The sequence below is a fragment of the Pseudoalteromonas sp. c7(2019) genome (genome assembly GCF_011378625.1).
In the GTDB taxonomy this organism is placed as follows: domain Bacteria; phylum Pseudomonadota; class Gammaproteobacteria; order Enterobacterales; family Alteromonadaceae; genus Pseudoalteromonas; species Pseudoalteromonas arctica.
In genome coordinates, this window is record NZ_WTKS01000097.1 from 1 (window position 1) to 202 (window position 202).

1 pseudogene is annotated in these 202 nt (G+C 35.6%); it reads right to left on the bottom strand.

The features are described 5' to 3' along the window. A pseudogene (locus tag GQR38_RS20155) lies at nucleotides 1-202 on the bottom strand (ADP compounds hydrolase NudE); the annotation flags it as partial.

Here is a 202-nt window from a genome sequence, read left to right on the forward strand (position 1 = left end):
ATGCGCTAATACTGCGGGACTCTTGAAAATCTTCTCTTGCTAATAATTCATCAACTTTATTTAGAGGCCATTTAATCACTTCTAATGGCTCTGGCTCATCCCCTAATAAACGTTCAGGGTATAAATCATTTGCCATAAATAAAGTCATTTCACCACTAAAGTAGCTTGGTGCCATCACTACTTTTTTTAATTCAGTCAGTTT